Raw genomic sequence first — 17,983 nt, 5'->3', positions numbered from 1 at the left:
GCCAGCGCCTTCCATGGGGCCTATTTGAGGGCCAGCGAGCAACCGGGCGGCGGAAATTATGAGTGCAGTGGAACGTATTGAAAATCCGGGGTTGCCGTCTGCGCCGCCGCGCGAGCCCGTGACCGCCAAAGAGACAGCCGCCGACGAGGCGTCCAGGCCCGGTTCTCCGGATGCGCCCGGCACACCGCGGAAAAAGTCCCGCGGCGTGAAACTGCGGCCCCTGATGGCGCTGGCGCCTTACGTGGCGCGTTATCGCGGGCAGGCGTTCGCAGCGCTGGTCGCGCTGATCGTCGCATCGGCGGCGACGCTGGTGGTGCCGCTCGCCGTGCGCCGCATGATCGATTTCGGCTTCAGTCCCGAAGGCATCGTGCTCATCAACAGCTACTTCGCGGTGATGATCGCGGTAGTGGCGGTGCTCGCGGCCGCGAGCGCGTCGCGTTACTATCTCGTCATCACGCTCGGCGAACGCATCGTCGCCGATTTGCGGCGTGACGTGTTCAATCATCTGACATCGCTGTCGCCGTCGTTCTTCGACACCGCCCACAGCGGTGAACTGGTGTCGCGCCTGACCGCGGACACCACGCAGATCAAATCCGCTGTCGGGGCGTCGGTCTCGATCGCGCTGCGTAATCTCGTGCTGTTCGTTGGCGCGTCCGCGATGATGGTCATCACCAGTCCGAAATTGTCCGGTTTCGTGCTGGCCGTGATTCCGCTGATCGTGCTGCCGCTGGTGGCGTTCGGACGCCGCGTGCAGAAGCTGTCGCGCGGTGCGCAGGACACGCTGGCGGATGCGTCGTCCTATGCGTCCGAACTGATCGGCGCGATGCGTACATTGCAGGCCTTTACCAATGAGCGGCTGGCCGAAGCGCGGTTCGGCAAGGAAGTCGAGCGCGCCTATGTCGCGGCGCGGAGTTCGACACGTGCGCGCGCGTTCCTGACCGCGATTGTGATCTTCCTGATTTTCACCAGCGTGGTCGCGATTCTCTGGATCGGCTCGCATGACGTGCTGACGCACCAGATCAGCGCAGGGCGTCTTGGCCAGTTCATTCTCTATGCGGCGTTTGCCGCAGGCGCGCTCGGCGAACTCAGTCAGGTGTGGGGCGAAATTTCGCAAGCCTCCGGCGCTTCGGAGCGGCTGTTCGAGATTCTGCGCATCAAGCCCGATATTGCCGCGCCTGCGAACCCGCGCGCGCTGCCGATGCCGCCGCGCGGCGATGTCAGCTTCGACGATGTGCGGTTCTCCTATCCGACGCGGCCTGAGCATCTTGCTGTCGATGGCGTGTCGTTTGCGGTGAAGGCCGGCGAGAAAGTCGCCGTGGTCGGACCGTCGGGCGCCGGCAAGAGCACATTGTTTCATCTGCTGCTGCGGTTCTACGATCCCGCGAGCGGCGTGATTTCTGTCGATGGCGTGCCGGTCCGCGAGGCCGATCCGTCCGCCGTGCGGTCGCGCATCGCGCTGGTGCCGCAGGATTCAGCGGTGTTCGCAACCAGCGCCCGCGAAAATATCCGTTTCGGCCGCCCCGATGCCAGCGACGCCGAGGTCGCGCGCGCTGCCGATCTCGCTCACGCCACCGAATTCATTTCGCGCTTGCCGCTGGGCTTCGATACTCAACTCGGCGAGCGCGGCGTGACCTTGTCCGGCGGTCAGCGCCAGCGCATTGCGATCGCGCGTGCGATCCTGCGCGATGCGCCGCTGCTGCTGCTCGATGAAGCGACGTCGTCACTCGACGCGGAGAGCGAAACGCTGGTGCAGACCGCGCTGGAAGAATTAATGAAGCACCGCACCACGCTGGTGATCGCGCATCGTCTCGCCACCGTGCTGTCGTGCGACCGCATTCTGGTGATGGAGAACGGCCGCATCGTCGAGCAGGGAACCCACGCCTCGCTGGTCGCCGCCAACGGCCTTTATGCGCGGCTTGCACGATTGCAGTTCGAGGGCGTGTAGGCGCCGACGTTACGGCTTCCACGCCATTCCATAGACTTTCCGTCCCGATACCGGATTGACGTCGTCGTGGGTGTGAACGAAGCCGTTGCGTTCATAGAAGCGGATCGCGCGCGCGTTGTCGGTGTTCACGAGCAGGGTGATTCCAGACGGCGACATCGACTTGGCTTCGGCGACCAGCGCGTTGCCGAGATGTGATCCCCACGCATCCGGGTCGACCACAAGCTGATCGAGATAGCCGGCTGTATCGATGGTGACAAAGCCGATCATCGCCTGGCCTTGTTCCGCGACGACGATCCGCGCGGCCGGCACAAGCTCATCGCGCCATCGCGCGCGCCATCCTTCCAGCCGCTGTGCGAAGTCGATCGAGGGATAGGCCTTCGTCCATGTGCGAAACCACAGATTGATCGCTGCGTCCTCGTCGCTCGCGCTGTAGGGCCGCAGCGTGAAGGATGCGCTCATGTCCCGATCAGGCTCATCGCTCGGTGAGCTTCAGTTCGATGCGGCGATTGCGCTTGTAGGCTTCCTCGGTCCTCTCGGGGTCGAGCGGCTGAAATTCCGCGAAACCCGCCGCGACCAAGCGTTGCGCCGGGACGCCGAGCGAAACCAGATACTGCACCACCGAGATGGCGCGTGCAGATGATAACTCCCAGTTCGACTTGAACTGCGGGCTCGCGATCGGCCGCACGTCGGTGTGACCGTCCACGCGCAGCACCCAGGCGATCTCCGGCGGAATCTGCTTGTCGAGATCGGTCAGCGCCGTCGCGAGCTTGTCGAGTTCGGCGCGGCCTTCGGGCAGCAGCAGCGCCTGCCCGGTGTCGAAGAACACTTCGGACTGGAATACGAAGCGGTCACCCACGACGCGGATGTCCGGCCGGTTGCCGAGAATGGTGCGCAGCCGTCCGAAAAATTCGGAACGATAGCGTGACAGTTCCTGCACGCGCTGCGCCAGCGCCACGTTCAGCCGCTGGCCGAGATCGGCGATCTTGCCTTGCGATTCCTTGTCGCGCTTCTCCGAGAGGTCGAGCGCTTCTTCGAGAGCGGCGAGTTGCCGGCGCAGCGCGCTGATCTGCTGGTTCAGCACCTCGATCTGGGCCAGCGCGCGTGCGGACACCTGCTTTTCGGAGTCCAGCGCCTTGCCGAGTTCGGTGGCGCGCCCTGCGGCGCTGGCGCCTGCGCCCGCCAGTCCGTCGTAGAGCCCTTTCACGCGGTCGCGCTCGGTTTCGGCCGACGCGAGTCCGGCGCGCACCTGCGACAGTTGCTCGTCGAGGTTCAGCTTGCCGAGCTTTTCGAGCGAAAGAAGATCGTTGAGTTGCGCGATCTGCGCGTTCAGCCGCTCCAGCGCCTTGTCCTTGCCGGTGACTTCCTGCGACAGGAAGAACTGCACGACAAGAAATACCGACAGCAGGAATACGATGGCCAGCACCAGTGTCGAGAGCGCATCGACGAAGCCCGGCCAGTAGTTGAAGCCCGGGTCGCTGCGGCGGGATCGCGAAAGCGCCATGAGCTGTTATCCTTGGATCAATTGTTCTCGGGCTGACGTGCGAGGCGTTCCAGGAGACTCTTGATCTCCTTGTTCTGCTCGCCCTGGCCATCGGCCCATTCACGGATCAACTGCTGCTCGGTGCGCATGTGATGCACGAGGCCCTGAATGGCTTCCGCGAGATTCGCCATCGCCGTGGTGGAGGCGCGGTTCGATCCCATTTCCTCGACGGCGGTGCGCAGCCGGTCGAGCGCGGGGTTGAAATCCCCGCCTGTACCAGCCGTCTGGCCGTCGCTGGCGTATTCCTGCACGGTTTCCGCAAGCCAGTCTTCAAGGTCCGTGTAGAAGCGGTTCTGCGCCTGGCTCGATTGCAGGTCGAGAAAGCCGAGGATCAGTGAGCCGGCAAGACCGAACAGCGAGGACGAGAACGAAATGCCCATGCCGCTGAGTGGCGCGGCGAGACCTTCCTTCAGCGTGTCGAACACCGAACCGGCGTCGCCGCCGACTTTCAGCCCCTCGATCACCTTGCCGACCGAGCCGACCGTCTCGATCAGACCCCAGAACGTGCCGAGCAGGCCGAGAAACACCAGAAGACCCGTCATGTAGCGCGACAGGTCGCGCGCCTCGTCAAGCCGCGTAGCGATGGAGTCGAGCAGATGCCGCATGGTCTGCTGCGAGATGCTCATGCGGCCGCTGCGATGGCTCAGCATGGCGGCCATCGGCGCCAGCAGCGTCGGGCGGCGATCCACCGCGAGACCCGGATCGGAGATGCGAAAACTGTTGACCCACGCAATTTCCGGATAGAGCCGGATCACCTGCCTGAATGCCAGAATGATGCCGATGACGAGAACTCCGGCGATCAGCGCGTTGAGACCGGGATTGGCGAGGAACGCCAGCCAGATCTGTTTGTAGAGCACCACGACCAGCAATCCGCACAGGATCAGGAACACCAGCATCCGGACCAGAAAAATTCGGGGCGACGACAGCTTGGTGGCGCTGATGTCGTCAGCGGTTCTGGGTGGGGGATTTTTCGCCATGGTGGATGGTCAATCCTTCTCCGGGAAAACGTCGGGGATCAATATGGCACAGGGTTGGCCGGAAAAAAATGCCAGCCCGGTTTGTCCCCCATGCGGAACCTCCTGTGTGACACTTGAGGCCGGGCCTGTTCGTATTTCTCATTCAGGTGACAGAATTCGAGCGGGGACGGTCATGACGTGGGCTTTTCCTGAGCGCACTGGTCATAATGCCGTGGGCGCAGTCGATCCTGATGGCCGCTGCCCGGGTGGTGCAGCAGCGCGCCGGCAATTCGGGGTGGGTCGATACCGTCTGGTGGCTGCGCCTTGGCTCACATATCGCCGCGCGCACGGCGAAAAATCACTGACGGCCCCGCGCTACGCTACCTTTGCAAAGGAGTAGGGCGTCAGTTCTCTAGCTGGGTTGCGGCTGGAGCTCACTGTCGCTTTGGATGGCGCGGCAGTTTCCTCATGCGGCGATTGTCGCGGCGTCGAATTCGCAGCGCGTTTACATCGAAGGCGAGGCGGCTTGAAGTATAGCGATGGCCGGGACAGGGCCGGCCATGACAATGTTGATTATAGCGGCTTCAAAATCTTCACGAGTTCGCGTTGGATTGTCTCGTTGCCGCAGACGACGTGGCCGGTCGCCATCGCCGTATCGCCGCCTTCGATGCCGCTGACGACGCCGCCGGCTTCGCGCACCATGATCAGTCCGGCGGCGATGTCCCAGGGCTGCAGGTTGCGTTCCCAATAACCGTCGAGACGGCCTGCCGCGACAAAGGCGAGATCGAGCGAGGCCGCGCCGAAGCGCCGCAAGCCCGCGACGCGCTGCTGCATCTCAGCCATCTCACGCCGTGACAGTTCGTGGTCGCCGCGCCCGATATGCGGCAGGCCGCAGGCGATCACGCATTCGTTGAGTTGTTTGCGAGCGGCGACGCGAAGGCGCTGGTCGTTCAGGAAGGCACCCTTGCCGCGCTCGGCCATGTAGAGCTCATCATTGGCGGGATTGTAGATCACGCCGGCGATGATGACGCCTTCGCGCTGAAGGCCGATCGAGATCGCGAATTGCGGAATGCCGTGCAGGAAATTGGTCGTGCCGTCGAGCGGATCGACGATCCATGTGTTGGATTTGTCGGTGCCTTCGCGCGTGCCGCCTTCCTCGCCGAGAAAGCCGTAGCCGGGTCGCGCCTTTGTCAGGTCCTCGTAAAGCATCTGCTCCGCGCGCTTGTCGGCAAGAGACACAAAGTTGGCCGGCCCCTTCAGCGAGACCTGAAGGTTCTCGATCTCGCCGAGATCGCGATTGAGGCTGCGGCCCGCGCGGCGCGCGGCTTTGACCATGACGTTGATAAGCGCTGAATGAATCATCGTTTCGGCTTGAAAAGATCGGTCGAAACCGGATCGGGATGAGGGAATGATGCCTTGCGGATGCTTGGCGTCAAAGCGCAGGAACGTCAAGGGTGATAACGGCTGCGCTTGGCGCGTATGCCCGAACGCGGCACCGGTTTTGTTGTCAGAATACGCACTCCGACAACATTTGGATCATTTTCGAGCGAACTCGCTTATTTCGTGCCAAACCACTTTCTGGCGAGGTCTTCGGCTTTTGCCTTGTCGATCGGAGGAAGCTGGGCGAACTGAGCATCGAGGTCGGGATCGCTTTTGCCGGCGGTCTTGGCGATCAGATGCCATTTGAAACCCTGGACCTTGTCCACGGGAACGCCGAGACCTTCGACCAGAATTCGCGCGAGGCGGTTTTGCGCGATCGGACTGTTGTGCCGCGCGGCCCGGTTCAGCAGCGCAATCGCGGCAGGGATATCCTTGGTGGTGCCGGTGCCGTTGTAGAGCGCGATGGCATACTCGACTTCTGCGTCCAGATTGTCGGCCAGCGCAGCCGCGCGCATCAGCTTTGCGGCTTCGACGACATTTTTCTCCACCCCGCGGCCTTCCTTGTAGAAGGTCGCGAGTGCGTATTGCGCTTCCGGGTTGCCGCCGTTGGCAGCCTGGCGGAACAGTTCGGCGGCGCGCTTGATGTCCTGCGGGAAGATCTGGCCCTCAAGATACAGAAGGCCGAGATTGTAGGCAGCAGCCGGCTTGCCGAGTTTGGCGGATGACGCGAGCAGCCGCGCGCCTTCTTCCCGATTTGGCGGAGCGGGACGTCCGGCGATCTTCATCATGCCGAGCGCGAACATCGCTTCGCGGTCGCCGCGATCCGCGGCCTGCTTGTACCATTCCGCGGCTTTAACGTCGTCGCGCTTGATGCCGAGCGCGTTGGAATAGAGTTCACCCAGCAGGGTCATCGATTTGGGATCGCTGATTTCCTGCGCGCGCTTCAATGCGATGTTGAAGGCTGTGCGATAGAGCCCCTGCTGATAGGCACCATAAGCGAGGTCGATATTCGGATCGTCCGGGGCGGGTGCAGGTGCAGCCGGCGGCGCTACGGTCTTCGCGGGTTCGGATTTTTTCTGCGCGGACGGCGCAGGCGCTGCTTTCGGCGCCTTCTTCGGCGCGGCAGATTTTGCGGCAGGAGGTTTCTCGGAAGGTTGGATCGGTGTCGGAAAAGGATTCGGCGCCTGCGCCAACGCACTCGCGGAAAATGCGATCACACCGGCGACGACCGATGCAAGAAATCCTGCATGAGCGGCTGCGAACGGCGTGGCACGGCGAGGCGCGGTCATCGCGGTCTATCCCTCTTTGACCGTCGTGGCGAAAGCGGTCGCGAAGCCTTGCGCGACGGCGTCGCTGGCATCGCGCAGCGCCGCTTCGGGGCCGCGCGAATCCTGCCAGATGGCATCGCCGACCAGAACGAAATCCGCGCCCGCCGACGCGAACAGATGTGCCTCGTCCAGCGTCGCCGCAAAGCCGACGCAGGGCGGCTCGAACACTTCCGCCCACCATTGCAGACGTTCGAAGATCGCGTCCGGCGACGGCCGTTCGCCGTGCGCATCGGGCTCGCCGAACAGCACGTAGTCGGCGCCGGCTTCGCCGGCCGTCATGGCGTCGTGGCGTGTGACGAGACCGCCGACGCCGATGATGCGATCGGGCTTTAGGGCTGGCATGGCTTCCTGCATCGCCTCGATGCCGGAGATGTTCGCGCCATCTGCGCCGGAACGTGCGACCAGTTCGAAATGTCCGTCGAGCAGCAGCGCCGCGCCGGCCTTCTGGACCACAGGCACGATGGCTTTGACGCGCTGGATCAGGCCGCGCTCGTCGGTGGAGGCGAGTTTCAGCAAAACGGCGGCGACATCGGCCGCGGCCAGCAGCGCGGGCAAATGCGGCGCAAGCTGCGCTGGATCGGTGACCAGCGGCGTCGCCAGATACAGCCGAGGCGCGGGGCGCGGCGGGACAGGTTTTGTGGCCATGATGGCGGTGTGATGCCCCCGGACTGCGGCCAAAAAAGGGGCGGGATTTAAGTCCCGCCCTGTCGATGGAATATTTACGCGATCTTTGCGGCGAGCTCGCCCTTGGCGTAGCGCTGCGCCATCTGGGCGGTGGTCAGCACCTTCTTGATCTTGCTGGCCTGACCTGCGGTATTGAATTCCTGCAGGCGCGCTTTGCAGAGCTTGGTCATCGCTTCCATCGCAGGCTTCAGATACTTGCGCGGGTCGAATTCGCTCGGGTTCTCGGAGAGAATCTTGCGGATCTGCCCGGTCATGGCCATGCGGTTGTCGGTGTCGATGTTGATCTTGCGCACGCCGTGCTTGATGCCACGCTGGATTTCCGACACCGGCACGCCCCAGGTCGGCTTCATCTGGCCGCCGAACTTGTTGATGATCTCCTGCAAGTCCTGCGGCACCGACGAGGAGCCGTGCATCACAAGATGGGTGTTCGGCAGCTTGCGGTGAATTTCCTCGATGACGTTCATGGCGAGGATGTCGCCATCGGGCTTGCGGGTGAACTTGTAGGCGCCGTGCGACGTGCCCATGGCGATCGCGAGCGCATCGACCTGGGTTTCCTTGACGAATTTCACGGCCTCGTCGGGATTGGTGAGAAGCTGGTCGTGCGAAAGCTTGCCCTCGAAACCGTGGCCGTCTTCCTTCTCGCCCTCGCCGCTTTCAAGCGAGCCGAGCACACCGAGTTCGCCTTCCACCGAAATGCCGCCGAGGTGGGCCATGTCGGTGACGGTCTTGGTCACGCCGACGTTGTAGTCCCAGTCGCCGGGCGTCTTGCCGTCGGCCTTCAGCGAGCCGTCCATCATCACCGAGGTGAAGCCGGCCTGGATCGCGGTCATGCAGGTGGCGGGTTCGTTGCCGTGATCGAGATGCACGCAGACCGGAATCTGCGGATGGATTTCCGTCACTGCGTCCATCATGTGCTTGAGCATCACGTCATTGGCGTAGGAGCGTGCGCCGCGCGACGCCTGAATGATGACAGGCGCATCCACGGAGCTTGCGGCTTCCATGATGGCCAGCGCCTGTTCCATGTTGTTGATGTTGAACGCCGGCACGCCGTAGTCGTTCTCAGCAGCATGATCCAGCAATTGACGCAACGTAATGCGAGCCATGAGTGCTTGTTCTCCGCGTTATTGAAGGCAGCGCCGAGGGCGCCAGATCCGTTGAAAATTAGCGTACTCTAAGAACCTCGACGCCGGGCAAAGGTTTCCCTTCCATCCACTCAAGAAATGCGCCGCCAGCGGTTGAAACGTAGGTGAAATCCCGTCCCACGCCAGCGTGGTTCAACGCCGCAACGGTATCGCCGCCGCCGGCGACGGACACCAGCTTGCCGGCCTTGGTGCGGGCTGCGGCATACTTGGCGACCTGGACCGTACCACGGTCGAATGGTGACATTTCGAACGCGCCGAGCGGCCCGTTCCATACCAGCGTCGCGGCCTCGTCGATCGCGGCATCGATCCGCTTGATCGATTGCGGTCCGACATCGAGGATCATGCCGTCGGCCGGAATGGCGTCGAGCGCGCAGGCACGTGAAGGTGCATTGGCTTCGAATTTTTCGGCGACCACGGCATCGACGGGCAGGATGATCGCGCAATTGGTGGAGTTCGCCTTGACGAGAATGCGCAGCGCCGTGGTGGCGAGGTCCTTCTCGCAGAGCGATTTGCCGACATCGATGCCCTGCGCGTGCAGGAAGGTGTTGGCCATTCCGCCGCCGATCACCAGCGCATCGACCTTGCTGACAAGATTTTCGAGAAGATCGATCTTGGTGGAGACTTTCGAGCCGCCGACGATGGCGATCACCGGATGCACCGGCTCGTCCAGCGCTTTGCCGAGCGCGTCGAGTTCGGCTTCCATGGTGCGGCCGGCATAACCGGGCAGCACATGGCCGAGTCCTTCGGTCGATGCGTGGGCGCGATGCGCGCAGGAGAACGCGTCGTTGACCCAGATGTCGCCGAGCTTCGCGAGCTGCGCGACGAAGGCGGGATCGTTCTTTTCTTCGCCCGCGTGGAAGCGGGTGTTCTCGAGGCAGACGATCTCGCCGTTCTTCATCGCCGCAACGGCCTTCTCGGCAACCTCGCCGACGCAATCCGGCACGAACTCGACATGACGCAGCACCACATAGCCGAGCGCGGTCGCGACCGGCTTCAGCGATTCCTTCGGGTCGGGTCCCTTCGGCCGGCCGAAATGCGCGAGGATCACGACCCGGCCGCCGGCTTCCGACAGTTCGATGATGGTCTTGGCGATGCGTTGCAGCCGCGTGGTGTCGGACACGCGGCCGTTGTCCATCGGCACGTTGAGGTCGACGCGCAGCAGCACGCGCTTTCCCTTCACGTCGACATCATCGAGGGTGCGAAATCCGGACATCAGGACTCGTTGCGACTACGGGTTGCGGCGAGGGCCGGTGAGATCAGATCAGCTTGCTCATCGCCGCGGCGGTGTCGGCCATGCGGTTCGAGAAGCCCCACTCGTTGTCGTACCACGACAGCACGCGCACCAGCGTTCCGCCCTGCACCTTGGTCTGGTCCATGGCGAAGGTCGATGAACTCGGATCGTGGTTGAAATCGATCGAGACGTTCGGATCGTTGGTGAAGGAGAGGATGCCCTTCAGTTCCTGCTGCGCGGCGCGCTTGATCGCGTCGTTGATCTCTTCCTTGGTGGTCGCCTTCTTGGCGACGATCTTGAGATCGATCACGGAGACGTTCGGCGTCGGCACGCGGATCGCGACGCCATCGAGCTTGCCCTGAAGCTCGGGCAGCACGAGGCCGATGGCCTTGGCAGCGCCGGTCGAGGTCGGGATCATCGACAGCGCGGCGGCGCGGCCGCGATAGAGATCGCTGTGCATGGTGTCGAGGGTCGGCTGGTCGCCGGTATAGGCGTGGATCGTGGTCATGAAGCCGGTCTCGATGCCGACGGTATCGTTCAGCACCTTCACCACCGGCGCGAGGCAGTTGGTGGTGCAGGATCCGTTGGAGACGACGAGGTGATCCTTGGCGAGCTTGTCGTGGTTGACGCCGTAGACGATGGTCGCGTCCGCGCCGTCAGACGGGGCGGAGACCAGCACGCGCTTGGCGCCCGCGGTCAGATGCGCCGACGCCTTGGCCTTGGCGCTGAAGATGCCGGTGCATTCCATCGCGATGTCGATGCCGAGGTCCTTCCAGGGCAGCGTCGCCGGATCACGCACCGCGGTGACCTTGATCTTGCCGTTGCCGAGATCGATCGAATCGCCGTCGACGGTCACGGTGCCGGGAAAACGGCCGTGTACGGAATCGTAGCGGAGCAGGTGGGCGTTGGTCTCGACCGGGCCGAGGTCGTTGATGGCGACGACCTGGATGTCCGTGCGCTTCGATTCATGGATGGCGCGCAAGATGTTGCGGCCGATACGGCCAAATCCATTGATCGCGACACGGACTGCCATTCAAGTTCTCCTCGATAGGTCGGAAATGACGATTTTCGAGGCGGTTTTTGCCCCGAATAGCGCCACGATGCAATCACTTGAATCCTGAATGTTCCAGCAGGGTTATCTGGTCTTCAGGGAAGTCTGCGCGGCTTCAGCGATGGCCTCGGCGGTGATCCCGAAATGCCTGTACAGGTCCTTGTACGGGGCGCTGGCGCCGAATCCGTCCATGCCCACGAAGACGCCGTCCGAACCGATGACCGCATCCCAGCCCTGCCGGATCGCCGCCTCGACGCCGATTTTCACCGGGGCCTTGCCGATGATGGCGTCCTTCTGGGCTTTCGGCAGTTCCAGCAGCAGGTCCATGCAGGGCACCGAGACCACCCGCGTCGGAATGCCGCGCGCGGCCAGCAGCTTCTGCGCTTCGACCGCCAGCGAGACTTCCGAACCGGACGCGAAGATCGAGACTTTCGCCTCGCCATCGGCCTTGGAGATTTCATAGGCGCCGGCGGCGCACTTGTTGTCGGCGTCGTTCGCCAAGCGAAGCTGCGGCAGGTTCTGGCGAGTCAGCGCCAGCACGCTCGGACGGTCTTTGGCCTCAAGCGCGAGCTGCCAGCATTCCAGCGTCTCGACGGTGTCGCAGGGCCGGAAAACGTTGCAGTTCGGGATCGCGCGCAGCGCCGCCACATGCTCGACCGGCTGATGGGTCGGGCCGTCTTCGCCCAATCCGATCGAATCGTGGGTGAGCACATGGATCACCCGCTCACCCATCAGCGCGGACAGCCGCAGCGCCGGGCGCAGGTAGTCCGAGAACACCAGGAATGTGCCGGAATACGGGATCAGGCCGCCGTGCAACGCCATGCCGTTCATCGCCGCCGCCATGCCGTGTTCGCGGATGCCATAGTTGACGTAGCGGCCGCCGTAATTGTTGGCGGAGATCGCGACCATGCCCTTGACGCGGGTGTTGTTGGAGCCGGTGAGGTCCGCCGAGCCGCCAATCATCTCCGGAACTGCCGCGCACAGCACTTCCAGCGATTGTTCGGACGCGGTGCGGGTGGCGATGTCCTTCGGCGTGGCTGCGAGCGACGCCTTCATCCTGGCCACCGCATCGGCGAGCGCCTTCGTGGGGAGTTCGCCTTTGGTGCGGCGCTCGAACTCGGCGCGTGCGGCGGCGTCTTTCGCGGCAATGGTCCTGGTCCACGCGTCGTGCGCGGCCTTGCCGCGCGATCCGGCCGCGCGCCAGGCGTCGAGGATGTCCTGTGGAATTTCGAACGGTGCCGAATCCCACTTCAGGTTCTTGCGCGCGCCGGCGATTTCATCTGCGCCGAGCGGCGATCCGTGGGATTTCTCCGAGCCCGCCTTGTTCGGCGCACCGAAACCGATCGTGGTCTTGCAGGCGATCATGCTTGGACGGTCGGACTTTTGTGCGCGGGTCAGCGCGTCCGCAATCGCTTTCGGATCGTGGCCGTCGACGCGCTCAGCGGCCCATCCGGCCGATTCGAAACGCTTCACCTGATCGACCGAATCCGACAGCGAGATCGCGCCGTCGATGGAAATGCCGTTGTCGTCGAACAGCACGATCAGCCTATTGAGCTTGAGATGTCCGGCGAACGCGATGGCTTCCTGGCTGATGCCTTCCATCAGGTCGCCGTCCGAGGCGAGCACGTAGGTACGGTGGTCGACGATGTCGCCGCCGAATTCCGCCGCCATATGGCGTTCCGCCAGCGCCATGCCGACGGCGGTGGCGATGCCCTGTCCGAGCGGACCGGTGGTGGTCTCGATGCCCGGCGTGATGAAATTCTCGGGATGCCCCGGTGTCAGCGATCCAAGCTGACGAAAATTCTTGATCTGCTCGATGGTCATCGACGAATTGCCGGTGAGATACAGCAGCGCATACAGCAGCATAGAGCCGTGACCGGCGGACAGCACGAAGCGGTCGCGGTCCGGCCATGTCGGGTCGCTGGCGTCAAATTTCAGGAACTGCGTAAACAGAACGGTCGCGACATCGGCCGCGCCCATCGGCAGGCCGGGGTGGCCCGACTTCGCTTTTTCGACGGCGTCCATGGCAAGCGCGCGAATCGCATTAGCCATACGGGAAGGATCGACACGCACAGTCATGGAGGTCCGCCTGACATTCGGTGTGGGAAGTGGCCGCATGTCTCAAAAATGCCACGGCCGGGGATGCTTTCAACGGGTGGATAGCATCGCGAAACCCTTGAGTCCAAGGGCATTCCGGTCTTTCCAGTGTGAGTTTTCGCTTTGTGTGCATAGCTCGCGGCCAGCGTTGCGCGCGGCTCTCCCGGGTCGTAAATTTATCCGGCTAAATGCTTGCCGGTTCGCCTTAATTTGGGATGCCGGGCCAGATGCAAAGGGCTCTCGTTCCGTGATGACCGATCGCAGTGCTAACGGTTTCGCCAATCCAGAGCCCGCGCCCGCGGGGTCGAGCGATATCGAGCTTGCCACGCGGCGGCTGGCGGCGGCCCTTGATGCGCTTGAAAGTGCTGTGGAGCGGCGGCGGGACGCCGACCGCGCCGACGACGAACTGGGCGCGCGGATTCAGGCGCTGGGCGCGGACCGTTCGCGGCTTGCCAACGAACTCGATGGAACGCTGGTGCGCTCGCGCGCGCTGGAGCGGACCAATCGCGAGATCGCGGAGCGGCTCGACGTCGCCATCGACACCATCCGCTCCGTGATCGATTCGGGAGAATCGCCATGAGAAAATTGTCATGAGCCACATCAACGTCAACATCAACGGCCGGCAATACCGGATGGCCTGCGAGGCCGGGCAGGAGAACCGCTTGCTGCGGCTTGCGGAAAGCCTGGAAGCCCGTATCGCCAGCCTGCGCGGCAAGTTCGGCGAAATCGGCGACCAGCGCCTCACCGTGATGGCGGCCCTGACGGTCGCCGACGAGCTCGTCGATGCCGGACAACGTATCCGCGCCCTCGAGGAGGAACTCAACGCGCTGCGTGACGTTCGCGTTGTGGCCGCGGACCGGGCACGGGCGACCCAGTCGGCGGTGGCCAATGCGCTGAATTCGGCCTCGGACCGCATCGAAAAGATGACGCAGGCGCTGAACCGTCCGGCCCGCAATGGAATCGCGATCGGCTGACGATTGAGGGCAGCGCCGCTGGCGCTCTGCCGTGATCGTGACTACATTGGTCAGGCGAGGCTGCGTCGCGCGTCAGAAGCCATAATATCCCCGGGGCCTTATCGATCCTTCAGGGAACTGTCCCTGGCCGGGTCCGTGGATCCGGTCATATGGTGCCCACCTACTTTCGTAGGTGCTCCGGGATCGAGTGCTTCAACGGCCATCGTGGCTTCGCACTTTTGTTTTCGCCTCCGACCTCTCGCTGCAATGGGAGAGGTGACAAGAATCAAGAATTCGGTGGTGGATGGAAGCCGACTCCTCGCAAAATCTGAAGACTGAACTTCGTGGTCGCGCACTGGCACGGCGTGACGCGTTGAACGTCGAGCAGCGCGTCGACGCGGCAGAGGTCATCGCCGCGGCGAGCCTGCCGGTCGAGCTGCCGCGCGGCGCCATCGTCGCGGGTTATTCGCCGATCAACAGCGAACTCGATCCGTTTCCACTGATGCGCGCGCTTGCGGACAAGGGTGCCGCGCTGGCGCTGCCGGTGATCATCGCGCGCGATCACGCCCTGATCTTTCGCGCCTGGCAGCCGGACGAGGGATTGGTGCGCGGACAGTATGGAATTTTCGAACCGTCCTCCGACGCGCCCGAGGTCGATCCCGACATTGTGCTGGTGCCGCTGGCTGCCTTCGACCGTGTCGGTCACCGCATCGGCTACGGCCGTGGTTATTACGACCGCACCTTGCAGGACCTGCGTACCATCAAGAAAATTACCGTCGTAGGCGTCGCTTTTGCGGTGCAGGAAATTGAAGTCGTTCCCGCGCTGCCCCACGACGAACAGCTCGATTGTGTGCTAACCGAACGCGAACTGATCGATCTGCGGAGATTGTAATTGAGAATTCTGTTTGTCGGCGATGTGGTGGGGCGCAGCGGCCGCGTGGCCGTGGCGGAAATCCTTCCGGGTCTCATTCGCGACTGGACACTCGATCTTGTCGTGGTGAATGGCGAGAACGCCGCCGGCGGCTTCGGCATCACCGAGGCGATCTATCACGAATTGCTGGAGGCCGGCGCGGACGCGATCACGCTCGGCAACCATTCGTGGGATCAGCGTGAGGCGCTGGTTTTCATCGACCGCGCGCCGCGCCTGATCCGGCCAGCGAATTTTCCGCCGGGTACGCCGGGCCGGGGCGCGGCTCTCGTCGACACCAAGACCGGCAAGCGCGCGCTTGTCATCAACGGCATCGGCCGCATCTTCATGCAGCCGTTCGACGATCCGTTCGCCATCATCGATCGCGAACTGAACGCGTGCCCGTTGCGTGAAGCCGCCGACGCGGTGGTGGTTGATTTCCATGCGGAAGCGTCGAGCGAAAAGCAGGCGATCGGTTATTATTGCGACGGCCGCGCCAGTCTCGTGGTCGGCACGCACACTCATGTGCCGACATCGGATCACCGGATTCTTCCCGCGGGTACGGCCTACATGACAGATGCCGGCATGACCGGCGATTATCAATCCATCATCGGAATGGACCGCGAAGAACCGCTCGGGCGATTTCTGCGCGGCTATCCGGCGGGGCGCTTCGAGCCTGCGGACGGTGTTGCGACGCTCAGCGGCGTCGCGGTGGAGACCGACGACGCGACGGGTCTTGCAACGCGCGTGGCCCCGGTGCGCATAGGCCCGATGCTGGACCGTGCCGTGCCGGATTTCTGGTAATTCAGATACTGTAAGCCGTTCTGAAACCGCCCCAGTGCCGTCCCTTGACGCGGATCGGCACGTCGATCTCGCGCATCATCACGGTTTTGCCGTTGCCCATATCGCGGGCGTAGCTCTGGATCAGATAGGAGCGGGTGTTGCGGCCCGCAGCGAGACCAGCAGCGTCGTTGAAGATGCGGCGGTTGCGGGAATTCGCGGTGTTCCAGGCGGTGTCGCCCGGGCGCTGCGGCTGGGAATAGAGCTTGTTGTGCACCGGCAGATAGCCGTTGCGGTCGATCGCAGCGCAGAACGCGGCCCGCGCGTCGTGCCCGAGGATCGTGTTCTGAAATTCCGGAAGCGCGCGATCCGCCCAGTCGAGGAAACGTGTCCGATACTGCACCGGATCGGTACCCTCGATCTTGACGTAGTTTTCGTCGAACAGATCCTCGAGCGTGATGTCGCCCTGCGCGACTGCATTTTCAAAAATCTTGGTGATCGCGTCGCCGGCTTCCATCGCCCGCGTCACGAACTCGGTATTCTCGTCGTGAAGGCTCCAGACCTTGTCCTCGATCTTGCCTTTCAGCATGGCGTCGGCCGACACGAACTCGGCCTGCGCGCCGCCTGAAGTGTGGCCGGTGACGCGGATCTCGCACGCGCCGATGCTTTCCAGCTTCGCCTTCAAACCCTGATTGACAGGAATCGCGTCCACGCCGGCTCCGGCAATGAGCACGCCGGCGACCGACAGTTCGAGCACTTCGGCCATGATCGGGGAGGGGCGCGCCGCGATCTCGATCTGAAGCCGGCACGGCATCCGCTCGGCCTTCCGTTCCTCGCCCTCGTTCTGGCGCAGCAGCACCGCACAGCGCGTCTTGAGCTTCTCGGCGAACATCGTCACGGCCTTGCCGGCCTGCGCGACGCTCTCGCCGTGAGTCTCGGCTTCCTTGGCTGCGCTGTCGATTTCCGCGCTGCTCGTGCCGACCGACACGATGAACTGGGAGGCCGATGCGGCGTTCTGTGCGATCTCGCCGGTCACTTCGTTCTGCTCGGCGACGGCGCCGTTGACATGCGCGAACACCGGCTTGATGGCGTCGATCGCGGCGGTGATCCGGTGCACCGCATCGAACGACGTCGCCGCATCCTGCTGCAGGGCATCGATCTTCTTCTTGATCTCTTCCGTGGCGTTCTGGGTCTGAACCGCAAGCGCTTTCACTTCGGACGCGACGACCGCGAACCCTTTGCCCGCGGATCCCGCACGCGCGGCCTCGATGGTCGAATTCAGTGCGAGCAGGGTGGTCTGCTTGGCGATGGTGGCGATCAGGTTGACGACATTGCCGATCGCCGCAGAGGATTCACGAAGCCGGTCCACATTGAGGCTGGCTTCGCGCGCCGCGGCGCTGGCCTCGTCGGCGAGCTTGCTTGCGTCGCGGACCTGCGCGCCGATGCCATAGGCCGACTGGGTGAATTTTTCCGCGGCCTGCGAGAAGGTTTCCGCGGTCGCCTGCGCGTCGCTGGTGCGGTCGGTCAGGGTATCTGCGCGATGGCGGATCGCGGACAGGGTGGTTGCGGTGGATTGCGCACCGCTCGCCACCGAACTGGCGGCTCGTTCAAGCTGGCGGACCATCGCCACCAGTTCGAGTTCGAGCAGTTCGAGGATCTCGCGCGCTGAATCGTGGTCGGAGGTTGCGGGAGAGCCTGGAACGGTGACGGGCGAAACCTCAGGTGCAATATCCGGCATCGCCTGTTCTGGCTGCCGCTTCCGAAAAAGGCCGAACGCCATGGATGGCTCTCTGAAAATATGAGTAATAGGCATGCAGTATCGCATTCCGGCGTGAACTCATGGTTAACTTTTACCGTGCTGCATGCGCCGTTTCCCATATCGCCGTACCGAAAATCGGCCTTTCTGCCTTTAATTTTAGCCATTCCCGGCCTATAACGCCGCCCCGCCGGGCCGTTGCATTAACAATGCCCGGAATCGTTGTATTCCAT

Annotated in this window: 16 protein-coding genes, 1 other RNA gene and 1 pseudogene; 7 read left to right on the top strand and 11 right to left on the bottom strand. The window is 63.4% G+C overall.

Features of this window, described 5'->3' with window-relative positions:
• Window positions 1-58 precede the first annotated feature (58 nt).
• The gene (locus AC07UB_RS21360; protein ID WP_492791792.1) at window positions 59-1,945 is read left to right on the top strand and encodes an ABC transporter transmembrane domain-containing protein; all 1,887 of its coding nucleotides are present in this window, start codon (window positions 59-61) and stop codon (window positions 1,943-1,945) included.
• A 9-nt stretch (window positions 1,946-1,954) separates the two neighbouring features.
• Here AC07UB_RS21360 and AC07UB_RS21355 read toward each other — a convergent pair whose 3' ends face one another.
• From AC07UB_RS21355 to AC07UB_RS21345, 3 genes are read right to left on the bottom strand one after another with little or no spacing between them, the layout of a single operon-like run.
• Entirely contained in the window at window positions 1,955-2,404 is a 450-nt protein-coding gene (locus AC07UB_RS21355) for a GNAT family N-acetyltransferase (RefSeq protein ID WP_492791793.1), read from the bottom strand.
• A 13-nt stretch (window positions 2,405-2,417) separates the two neighbouring features.
• Window positions 2,418-3,446: a peptidoglycan -binding protein gene (locus AC07UB_RS21350; protein ID WP_494653690.1), complete on the bottom strand. Its 1,029-nt coding sequence runs from the start codon at window positions 3,444-3,446 to the stop codon at window positions 2,418-2,420.
• 17 nt (window positions 3,447-3,463) lie between these two features.
• On the bottom strand, window positions 3,464-4,462 hold the full coding sequence (locus AC07UB_RS21345) for a flagellar motor protein MotA (protein WP_492791795.1): 999 nt from the start codon (window positions 4,460-4,462) through the stop codon (window positions 3,464-3,466).
• Window positions 4,463-4,857: 395 nt separating this feature from the next.
• Between AC07UB_RS21345 and AC07UB_RS21340 the strand changes: the two are divergent.
• A pseudogene (locus AC07UB_RS21340) lies at window positions 4,858-4,965 on the top strand (SAM-dependent methyltransferase); the annotation flags it as partial.
• Window positions 4,966-5,014: 49 nt separating this feature from the next.
• Here AC07UB_RS21340 and AC07UB_RS21335 read toward each other — a convergent pair.
• From AC07UB_RS21335 to tkt, 7 genes are all read right to left on the bottom strand, one after another.
• Window positions 5,015-5,803: an inositol monophosphatase family protein gene (locus AC07UB_RS21335; protein ID WP_492791796.1), complete on the bottom strand. Its 789-nt coding sequence runs from the start codon at window positions 5,801-5,803 to the stop codon at window positions 5,015-5,017.
• Between the two features lie 194 nt (window positions 5,804-5,997).
• Window positions 5,998-7,110, bottom strand: coding sequence for a tetratricopeptide repeat protein (locus tag AC07UB_RS21330; RefSeq protein WP_494653693.1), 1,113 nt, complete (start codon window positions 7,108-7,110; stop codon window positions 5,998-6,000).
• 6 nt (window positions 7,111-7,116) lie between these two features.
• Entirely contained in the window at window positions 7,117-7,794 is a 678-nt protein-coding gene (locus AC07UB_RS21325) for a thiamine phosphate synthase (protein ID WP_494653695.1), read from the bottom strand.
• Window positions 7,795-7,868: 74 nt separating this feature from the next.
• A complete protein-coding gene (gene fba / locus AC07UB_RS21320) occupies window positions 7,869-8,936 on the bottom strand; it encodes a class II fructose-bisphosphate aldolase (RefSeq protein WP_492791799.1) in 1,068 nt (355 codons plus the stop codon).
• Between the two features lie 58 nt (window positions 8,937-8,994).
• A complete protein-coding gene (locus tag AC07UB_RS21315) occupies window positions 8,995-10,188 on the bottom strand; it encodes a phosphoglycerate kinase (RefSeq protein WP_494653697.1) in 1,194 nt (397 codons plus the stop codon).
• A gap of 43 nt (window positions 10,189-10,231) precedes the next feature.
• A complete protein-coding gene (gene gap / locus AC07UB_RS21310) occupies window positions 10,232-11,239 on the bottom strand; it encodes a type I glyceraldehyde-3-phosphate dehydrogenase (protein ID WP_494653699.1) in 1,008 nt (335 codons plus the stop codon).
• A 102-nt stretch (window positions 11,240-11,341) separates the two neighbouring features.
• Window positions 11,342-13,336, bottom strand: a complete 1,995-nt coding sequence (tkt, locus tag AC07UB_RS21305; RefSeq protein WP_492791802.1) for a transketolase — start codon at window positions 13,334-13,336, stop codon at window positions 11,342-11,344.
• A 268-nt stretch (window positions 13,337-13,604) separates the two neighbouring features.
• On the opposite strand from tkt, the gene AC07UB_RS21300 reads away from it, so the two are divergent.
• The 5 genes from AC07UB_RS21300 to AC07UB_RS21280 all read left to right on the top strand — a co-directional run bounded on the left by AC07UB_RS21300 (window position 13,605) and on the right by AC07UB_RS21280 (window position 16,018).
• Window positions 13,605-13,934: a DUF4164 domain-containing protein gene (locus AC07UB_RS21300; protein WP_492791803.1), complete on the top strand. Its 330-nt coding sequence runs from the start codon at window positions 13,605-13,607 to the stop codon at window positions 13,932-13,934.
• A 10-nt stretch (window positions 13,935-13,944) separates the two neighbouring features.
• Window positions 13,945-14,328, top strand: a complete 384-nt coding sequence (locus AC07UB_RS21295; protein ID WP_492791804.1) for a cell division protein ZapA — start codon at window positions 13,945-13,947, stop codon at window positions 14,326-14,328.
• 54 nt (window positions 14,329-14,382) lie between these two features.
• Window positions 14,383-14,543, top strand: a non-coding RNA gene (ssrS, locus tag AC07UB_RS21290) — 6S RNA.
• A 68-nt stretch (window positions 14,544-14,611) separates the two neighbouring features.
• The gene (locus AC07UB_RS21285) at window positions 14,612-15,199 is read left to right on the top strand and encodes a 5-formyltetrahydrofolate cyclo-ligase (protein WP_492791805.1); all 588 of its coding nucleotides are present in this window, start codon (window positions 14,612-14,614) and stop codon (window positions 15,197-15,199) included.
• Window positions 15,200-16,018, top strand: coding sequence for a TIGR00282 family metallophosphoesterase (locus tag AC07UB_RS21280; RefSeq protein ID WP_492791806.1), 819 nt, complete (start codon window positions 15,200-15,202; stop codon window positions 16,016-16,018).
• 1 nt (window position 16,019) lies between these two features.
• Here the strand turns inward: AC07UB_RS21280 and AC07UB_RS21275 are convergent, their stop codons facing one another.
• Complete coding sequence (locus AC07UB_RS21275; protein WP_492791807.1) at window positions 16,020-17,774, bottom strand: methyl-accepting chemotaxis protein; 1,755 nt, start codon at window positions 17,772-17,774, stop codon at window positions 16,020-16,022.
• Between the last annotated feature and the right edge of the window lie 209 nt (window positions 17,775-17,983).

This window comes from Afipia sp. GW821-FHT04G03 (assembly GCF_059419985.1).
This window is presented reverse-complemented; position numbering and strand designations above follow the sequence as displayed.